The organism is Acidiphilium sp. PM (assembly GCF_000219295.1).
GTDB lineage: Bacteria > Pseudomonadota > Alphaproteobacteria > Acetobacterales > Acetobacteraceae > Acidiphilium > Acidiphilium multivorum.
In genome coordinates, this window is record NZ_AFPR01000202.1 from 1 (window position 1) to 8400 (window position 8400).

An 8400-nucleotide genomic window follows, 5' to 3' on the forward strand; every position below is an offset into this window, starting at 1 on the left:
CCAGGCGCCGAGCGCGAGGCCGCTCATGTTGCCGACGACGCGGATCATCGCGTCCGACAGGGTGCCGGCGAGAAACAGCCCGCCGCCGAAGCCGATCAGCCCCACCCCGGCGGCGAACAGCGCCGGCGAGGCGAGCGGGGCGGAGCAGATCACCGCGCTGAAGGCGAGCAGGCCGGAGAGCACGCCGGCGGCGGCGATGCGGTAGGGGTCGCTGCCGCCGGCGAGGCGGCGGCTCGCGACCAGGAAGGCGAGCCCGGCGCCGCCGGCCAACATCGCGGTGAGTGCCGTGGTCGCACCCACCGGCAGGTGCAGCACCTGGCCGCCATAGGGTTCGAGCAGGATGTCCTGCATCGAGAAGGCGAGCGTGCCGATGAAGATGGCGACGAGGCGGCGCAGCGCGTGCGGCTGGGCGCGGAAGCGCGACCAGGCGAGGGCGAGGGTTTCCGCTGGCCTGGCGGCGGCGTCATCCTCGGCCGCTTCGGCGGCTTGGCTGCGGCGGGGTTCCTGTTTCCACAGGGCGATGCCGTTGCAGACGAGGGTGAGCACGGCGGCCGACTGGATCACCTGGATCAGCCGGAACGCGCTGAACGGGGTGAGGGCGGCGCCATAGGCCAGCGCGCCGCCGATCATGCCGAGCAGCAGCATCGCGCAGAGCATGGCGACGACGCGCGGGCGGGCGTGTTCGGGGGCGAGGTCGGTGGCGAGGGCGAGGCCCGCGGTCTGCGTCGTGTGCATCCCAGCACCGGTCATCAGGAAGGCGATGGCGGCGCCGAAGCGGCCGGCGACCGGGGCGGTGCCGCTGGCGAGCAGCAGCAGGGCGAAGGGCATGATCGCGAGGCCGCCGAACTGCATGATCGTGCCGAACCAGATATAGGGCACCCGCCGCCAGCCGAAGGCGGAGCGGTGACGATCCGAGCGGAAGCCGATCAGCGCGCGGGCCGGGGCGAGCAGCAGCGGCAGGGCGATCATGCTGGAGACCAGGGCGGCGGCGACGTGCAGCTCGACGATCATCACCCGGTTGAGCGTGCCGATGAGCAGGGCGGCGGCGAGGCCGACGGTGAGCTGGAACAGCGACAGGCGGAGCAGGCGCGGCAGCGGCAGCTCGGGGGTGGCGGCATTGGCGAAGGGCAGCCAGCTCGCATCGAGCCGCATCCAGAACGGCGCCGCCCCGCCGGTGCGCCGGCGCTTCACCGCCGCAACTCCAGCGCTTGGGAGATGTAGAACCCGGTGCTGATCCGCCGCGTGCGCCCCGCTTCGAGGCGGGCGAGCCGCCGGGCTGAGGCCGATCGCGTCGCGCAGCGCGCCCTCGGGCTGCGGCACGATGCCCGGCGCGCGGTCGCCGCGCGGAAACCAGCTGCCGGCGAGGTGCATGATCGCGAGCAGCGCGGTGCGGGGGGCGAAGGTGAAGAGCAGCGAGCGGTCGGTGCGGGCGGCGAGCCGGCCCAGGGCCGCGATCACGTCCGCCCTGTCGTAATGGATCAGGGAATCCATCGCGACGACATGGTCGAACCTGCCGTGTTCGGCGCCCAGCATGTCGCCGCTGACGAAGTCGATCCGCGTGGCGGCGGGGTCGGACGCGGCGCGCTGGCGGGCGAGATCGACCAGCTGCGGCGAGAGATCGACCGCGACCACCTCGGCACCGCGCCGCGCCGCCGCGAGGGCGAGCGCGCCGGTGCCGCAGCCGGCATCGAGCAGGCGGAGGCCGGAGAGATCGGCGGGCAGCATGTCGAGCAGGGTGGCGCGCATCGCGTCGCGCCCGGCGCGGACGGTGGCGCGCACGCCGCTGACCGGCGCGTCTGACGTCAGCCGCGCCCAGTTCGCCAGCGCGGTGCGGTCGAAATAGGTTTCGATCTCGCCGCGGCGGCGGTGATAGCGGTCGGCGGTGGCGGCGTCCGGCGTCATCACTCGAATCCCAGCAGGTCGAAGATCTCGCGGTCGCGCAGCGGGACCGCGGCGAGCGGCTCGACGCCGGCCCAGAGCGACGCGGCGAGATCGAGATAGGCGGTGCGCACGGCGTCGAGCTCCGGCGCGTCCTCCATTTCGAAGACGACGGATTTCTTCAGCCGGCTGCGGCGGATGGCGTCGAGATCGGGGAACCGGGCGAGGGTGGAGAGGCCGGTGGCCTCGTTGTATTTCGCGAGCTGGTCGACCGCGGCGCTGCGGTTGGCGATGACGCCGCCGAGCCGCACGCCGTAGTTGCGCGCCTTCGCGCCGATCGCGGCGACGATGCGGTTCATCGCGAAGATGCTGTCGAAATCGTTCGCCGTGACGATCAGCGCGCGGTCGGCGTGTTGCAGCGGGGCGGCGAAACCGCCGCAGACGACATCGCCCAGCACGTCGAAGATGACGACGTCCGACTCCTCGAGGAGATGATGTTCCTTGAGCAGCTTGACCGTCTGCCCGACGACGTAGCCGCCGCAGCCGGTGCCGGCCGGCGGGCCGCCGGCCTCGACGCATTGCACGCCGGCGAAGCCCTCGTAGACGAAATCCTCGACGCGGAGTTCCTCGGGGTGGAAATCGACACCTTCCAGCGCGTCGATCACGGTGGGGACGAGGCGCTTGGTGAGGGTGAAGGTGGAATCGTGCTTGGGGTCGCAGCCGATCTGCAGCACGCGGCGGCCCTGCAGGGCGAAGGCGGCGGAGAGGTTGGAGGAGGTCGTGCTCTTGCCGATGCCGCCCTTGCCGTAGATGGCGAAGACCTTCGCCCCGTCGATCCGCAGCGCGGGATCGAGGGCGACCTGCACGCTGCCCTCGCCGTCGCCGTCGCCGCAGCCGGTGGCGCAGCGCGCGGCGGCGGGAAACGCGCCGGCTTGGGGGCTGATGTCGTTCATGCGGCTTGCTCCATGTCGAGACCTTCGAGACGGTCTTCCAGTTCGGCGCCGGCGCGGCGCAGCGCATCGAGCATCGCCTCGTCCGGGCTCCAGTAGTGGCGCTCGTGCGCTTCGAGCAGGCGGTTGGCGATGCGGACCGAGGCCACCGGGTTCAGCTCGGCGAGGCGGCGGCGCATTTCGGGGTCGAGCATGAAGACGCTGCCGATCTCGCGGTAGATCCAGGGATCGACCTGGCCGGTGGTCGCCGACCATCCCAGCGTGTTGGTCACCGCCGCCTCGAGATGGCGCACGCCCTCGGCGCCGTGGGCGAGCATCGCCTCGAAATATTTCGGGTTCAGCGTGCGGGTGCGGGTTTCGAGCGAGACCTGCTCGGACAGGCTGCGCACGGTGCCGGCGCCGGTGGTCTGGTCGCCGATATAGACCGCGGCCTCGCTGCCGCGGGCGGCGCGGACCGCCCGGCTGATGCCGCCGAGGCCATCGAAATAGTGATCGACCGTGGTGATGCCGAGATCGAGGGATTCGAGATTCTGATAGGCGAGATCGACGGTCTTGAGCACGCCGCCGAGCACCGCGTCGCACCGCGTCGGCCGGCCATCGGTGCCGTAGGCGAAGCCCTTGCGACGGAGGAAGGCATCGCCCAGCTCGTCCTCGGTCTGCCAGGTGCCGGAGTCGACGAGCTGGTTCACGTTGGCACCGTACGTGCCGTCGGCATTGCTGAAGACGCGCAGCGCCGCCGTCTCGATCGTGCCGCCATGGGCGGCGAGGTGGGCGCGGGCGTGCCTGGCGACGAAGTTTTCCGTCTCCGGCTCGTCCGCCCGGGCGGCGAGCAGCAGGGCTTCGGCCAGCAGCTTCGTCTGCAGCGGCAGCAGGTCGCGGAAAATGCCGGAGAGGGTGACGATCACGTCGATCCGCGGCCGGCCCAGCTCGGCGAGCGGCACCAGCTCGGCGCCGGCGAGGCGGCCATAGGAATCGCGGCGCGGCCGGGCGCCGACGAGGCAGAGCGCCTGGGCGATCGGGCCGCCTTCGGATTTCAGGTTGTCCGACCCCCAGAGCAGCATCGCCACGGTTTCGGGCAGCCGGCCGCAATCAGCCATGTGGCGGGCGAGCAGGCGGTCCGCCTGGCGGGCGCCGTCGTCCATCGCGAAGGCGCCGGGCATGCGGAACGGATCGAACCCGTAGATGTTCCGCCCGGTGGGCAGGATTTCGGGGTTGCGCAGCAGGTCGCCGCCCGGCGCGGGGCGGATATAGCCGCCATCGAGCGCGTGGATGATGGCGGGAAGCTCGCTGTCGGCCGCGAGCAGCGCGTCGGTCTCGGCGCGGCGGGCGGGATCGGTGATCCCGGCGGCATCGAGCAGGTCGGCGCGCTGGGTGGCGCCGGGCGGCTGGCCGACGACGTGCAGGCCGACCGGGATCAGCGCGTATTCGACATCGAGCAGCGAGGCGTGCAGCCGGGCGATCGCCGCATCGGCGTCGGCCCAGGCGGGATCGGACGGATCGGCGGGGGCGAGATCGAGCCGTGCCGCCTCGGCCTGGATCAGGGCGGCGAGGCCCTGCCGCTCTTCGGCCCCGGCTTCGGGTGGCAGGGCGCGCCAGCGGAAGACCGAGGCCTTCAGATCGGCCAGGCCACGATAGAGCCCGGCCTCGGTGACCGGCGGGGTGAGGTGGCTGATCAGCGTCGCGTTGGCGCGGCGTTTCGCGAGCATGCCCTCGGAGGGGTTGTTCGCCGCGTAGAGGCAGAAATTCGGCATCTCGGCGATCAGCCGGTCGGGCCAGCAGGCGGCGGACAGGCCGGCATGCTTGCCGGGCATGAATTCCAGCGCGCCGTGGGTGCCGAAATGGAGCAGCGCGTGGGCGCCGAAATCCTGCCGCAGCCAGCGGTAGAAGGCGCTGAAGGCGTGGGTCGGCGCGAAGCCGCCCTCGAAGAGCAGGCGCATCGGGTCGCCTTCATGGCCGAAGACCGGCTGGACGCCGATGAAGACGTTGCCGAAGCGGGCGCCGAGGACGAACAGCGACGCGCCGTCGGTATCGTGGCGGCCGGGAGCCGGGCCCCAGACCGCCTCGATCGCGGCGAGATGGGGTTCGGCGCGGAGATGCGCATCGCGCGGGATTTTCGCCGCGACATTGGCGGCCGCGCCATGATCCTGCGCGTTGCCGACACAGACGGCGTGGCGCAGCGCGGCGACATCCGCCGGCAGATCGACCGTGTAGCCGGCGGCCCGCAGGGCGGCGAGGGTGTTGAACAGGGATTCGAAGACGGAGAGATAGGCGGCGGTGCCGGTGGCGCCGGAATTGGGCGGGAAGTTGAAGATGACGATGCCGATGCGCCGCTCGGCGCGGGCGGTGCGGCGCAGTTCGACCAGGCGGGCGACGCGGGCGGCGAGCATGGCGGCGCGCTCGGGATGGGCCGACATCCGGCGCACGCCATCCCCGCCGTCATCCTGGCCCTCGGCGCGGCCGCCATAGGTCATCGGCATGATGCCGCCATCGAGTTCGGGGAGGGCGATCATCATCGTCGCCTCGATCGGCGTCAGGCCGCGCGGGTCGGCCTCCCAGGCGGCGATGCTCTGGAATTCAAGGGCGTGGGCGGAGATGTAGGGCAGGTCGAGCCCGGCGAGGACGGCCTCCGCCGATTTCGAATCGTTGTAGGCCGGGCCGCCGACAAGGGAAAACCCGGTGAGCGAGACCAGCGCGTCGATCACCGGCGCGCCGTCCGGCGCGAGATAGCGCGCGATGGCGGGGCGGGCGTCGAGCCCGGCGGCGAAGACCGGCAGGGTACGGAAGCCGGCGGCCTCGAACGCCGCGATCACCCCGTCATACTGGCCGACATCGCCGGACAGGACGAGGCTGCGCAGCAGGATCAGCCCGATCGTGCCGCGGCTGCCGGCGAGGCGGGGCAGGGACGCTGCGTCGGTCGCGATGCGGCCGGGAAGGCGCGGATGGTAGAGCCCGGTTTCGGGATAGTCGCGCGGCGGGGCGATGGCGGCCTGGCTGCGCAGGGCGGCGCGGGGGCCGGCGGCATAGCGCGCGACCAGCAGGCGGAGCAGGCCCTCGATATTGTCGGCCGAGCCGGCGAGCCAGTAGGACATGCCGAGGAAGAAATTGCGCAGGTCCTGCGCGGTGCCGGGGATGAGCCGCAGCAGGCGCGGCAGCCGGCGGAGCATGCGCAATTGGGATTCGGCCGCCGAAACCTCCTTGCCGCCGCGCTTGCGCAGCGAGCGGAGGAATTCCAGCGCCGGGTTCTTCTGCCGGCTCATGTCCAGCCGGCCGAGCCTGGTCAGGTTCACGATCTCGGCGGCGGAGAGGATGCAGAGCATGGCATCGCAATGCGTCCGCCTTGCTTCGAGATGCGGGCGGACGAGGCGGATGTGATCGTCGAGGAAGAGCATGGTCGCGATCACGATGTCCGCCGTCTCGATCGCGCGGACGCAGGCGGCGAGGGACGCGGGGTCGGCGGCGAAACGCTCGGCGGTGTGCAGTTCGAGGATCAGGCCGGGATGGTCGGCGGCGAGGGCGGCGCGCGCGGCGGCGATGACCCCGCTCAGATGGGAATCCATCGTCACGATGGCGATGCGCAGGGGCGTCGCCTCAGGCTGAGAAATGGGCCTTGGCGTCATAGATCGTCTCGATGGTGATCGGGTTCAGGCCGCGCTCGCGGGCGAAAATCTCGGTGTTGCGCCGCGCCTTGCCGCGGACGAAGAAGGGGATCTTGCGCAGCTCGGCTTCGGCGTCGTCGCGCCAGACCGGCGCGCTGGCATCGTCGCGCCAGACAGGCGCGCTGGCCAGTGTGTCGGCCAGGGCGGGCGCGGGCGATGCGGGTTCGGGCGGCGTGGTGGCGTGCGGGCCGAGATGGGAGGGGGCGGCGGTGTCGTTGAATTCGAAATCGTCGCGGAACATGCCGAGGAGATGTTCCTCGAGCCCCATCATCAGCGGGTGGATCAGGGTGTCGAACAGCACGTTCGCGCCCTCGAACCCGGCGAAGGGCGAGTGGCGGGCGGGGAAATCCTGGACATGTGCCGGGGCCGAGATCACCGCGCAGGGAATGCCGAGGCGCTTGGCGATGTGGCGTTCCATCTGGGTGCCGAGGACCAGCTCGGGCTGCGCCGCGGCGATGGCGGCCTCGACGGCGAGATAATCGTCGCTGATCAGCGCCTCGATCCCGTAGGACTGGGCGGCGGCGCGGACGGGGGCGGCGAATTCGCGGCTATAGGTGCCGAGACCGACCAGGGAGAAGCCGATCTCGGCGGTGGCGACGCGCGCGAGAGCGATCGCGTGGGTGGCGTCGCCGAAGATGAAGACGCGCTTGCCGGTGAGATAGGTGGAATCGACCGAGCGCGAATACCAGCCGAGCCGGCTCTCCTCGGCGAGGCCGGGCGGCGGGGTGATTTGCGCGAGACCGGCGATCTCGGCGACGAAATCGCGCGTGGCCCCGAGGCCGATCGGCACGGTGGCGATCGTTTTCTGGCCGAAGCGGCGGGCGAGATAGGCGGCGGCGGTGCCGGCGGTCTCGGGGTAGAGCACGAGATTGGCGTGGGCCGCCGGCAGGCGGGCGAGATCGGCGAAGCTGGCGCCGAGCGGGGCGATGACGTTGACGGCGATGCCGAGCCGCGCGAGCAGGGCGGCGATGTCGCGCACATCGTCGCGATGGCGCAAGCCGAGTGCCGTGGGGCCGAGGATATTGACGCAGAACGGCTGCGCCGCGCGGTCGGGCGGGGCCTGGCCGGCGGTCGCGGTGCGGACGAGCTGGTAGAAGGTTTCGGCCGCGCCCCAGTTTTCCTTGCGCTGGTAGGCCGGCAGCTCGACCGGGATGACGGGGATCGGCAGGCCGAGCCCGGCGGCGAGGCCGCCCGGGTCGTCCTGGATCAGCTCGGCGGTGCAGGAGGCGCCGACGATCATCGCCTCGGGGCGGAAGCGGTCATAGGCGTCGCGCACTGCGGTGCGGAACAGCGCGGCGGTGTCGCCGCCGAGATCGCGGGCCTGGAAGGTGGTGTAGGAGACGGGCGGGCGGCGGTCGCGCCGCTCGATCATGGTGAAGAGCAGGTCGGCATAGGTGTCGCCCTGGGGGGCGTGCAGGACGTAGTGCACGCCGTGCATCGCGGTGGCGATGCGCATGGCGCCGATATGCGGCGGTCCTTCATAGCTCCAGAGCGTGAGCTGCATCGGTTCAGACCTCCAGCAGCGCGCGGCGCGCGAGGGGGCGGGCGAACAGGGCGGCGAGGTCGGCGGCCTGTTCGAAGCCCTGGATCGGGCTGAACACCAGCTCGATCGACCATTTGGTGGCGAAGCCCTCGGCTTCGAGCGGATTGGCGAGGCCGAGGCCGCAGACCACGAGATCGGGGCGGGCGGCGCGGCAGCGGTCGAGCTGGCGCTCGACGTCCTGGCCCTCGGCGAGCTGGGCGTCGGCGGGGAGCAAGGCGAGATCCGGCGCCATCAGCCTTCGGTTGAGGAAGGGTGTTCCGACCTCGGTGAGGATCATGCCGCATTCGCGGGCGAGGAAGCGGGCGAGCGGGATTTCGAGCTGGGAATCGGGAAAGAGGAAGACGCGGCGGCCGGCGAGGCGGGCGCGCGGCGC

General features: G+C 71.7%; 5 protein-coding genes. All 5 read right to left on the reverse strand.

Going from position 1 to position 8400, the window contains the following annotated elements; translation table 11 throughout:
• Positions 1-1902: magnesium protoporphyrin IX methyltransferase (gene bchM / locus APM_RS22625; protein WP_007423138.1), on the reverse strand; the 1902-nt coding region annotated here is incomplete at its 3' end.
• Positions 1902-2831 (reverse strand): ferredoxin:protochlorophyllide reductase (ATP-dependent) iron-sulfur ATP-binding protein, encoded by a 930-nt coding sequence (gene bchL, locus APM_RS09440; RefSeq protein ID WP_007423139.1) that lies wholly within the window; start codon positions 2829-2831, stop codon positions 1902-1904. The genes bchL and bchM, both read right to left, overlap by 1 nt.
• A complete protein-coding gene (locus APM_RS09445) occupies positions 2828-6445 on the reverse strand; it encodes a cobaltochelatase subunit CobN (RefSeq protein WP_039888227.1) in 3618 nt (1205 codons plus the stop codon). The genes bchL and APM_RS09445 overlap by 4 nt, the downstream gene beginning before the upstream one ends.
• Complete coding sequence (gene bchB, locus APM_RS09450; RefSeq protein WP_007423141.1) at positions 6417-7988, reverse strand: ferredoxin:protochlorophyllide reductase (ATP-dependent) subunit B; 1572 nt, start codon at positions 7986-7988, stop codon at positions 6417-6419. Before bchB ends, APM_RS09445 begins: the two co-directional genes overlap by 29 nt.
• 4 nt (positions 7989-7992) lie before the next feature.
• A partial coding sequence (locus APM_RS09455; RefSeq protein ID WP_007423142.1) for a nitrogenase component 1 occupies positions 7993-8400 on the reverse strand: 408 nt, incomplete at its 5' end.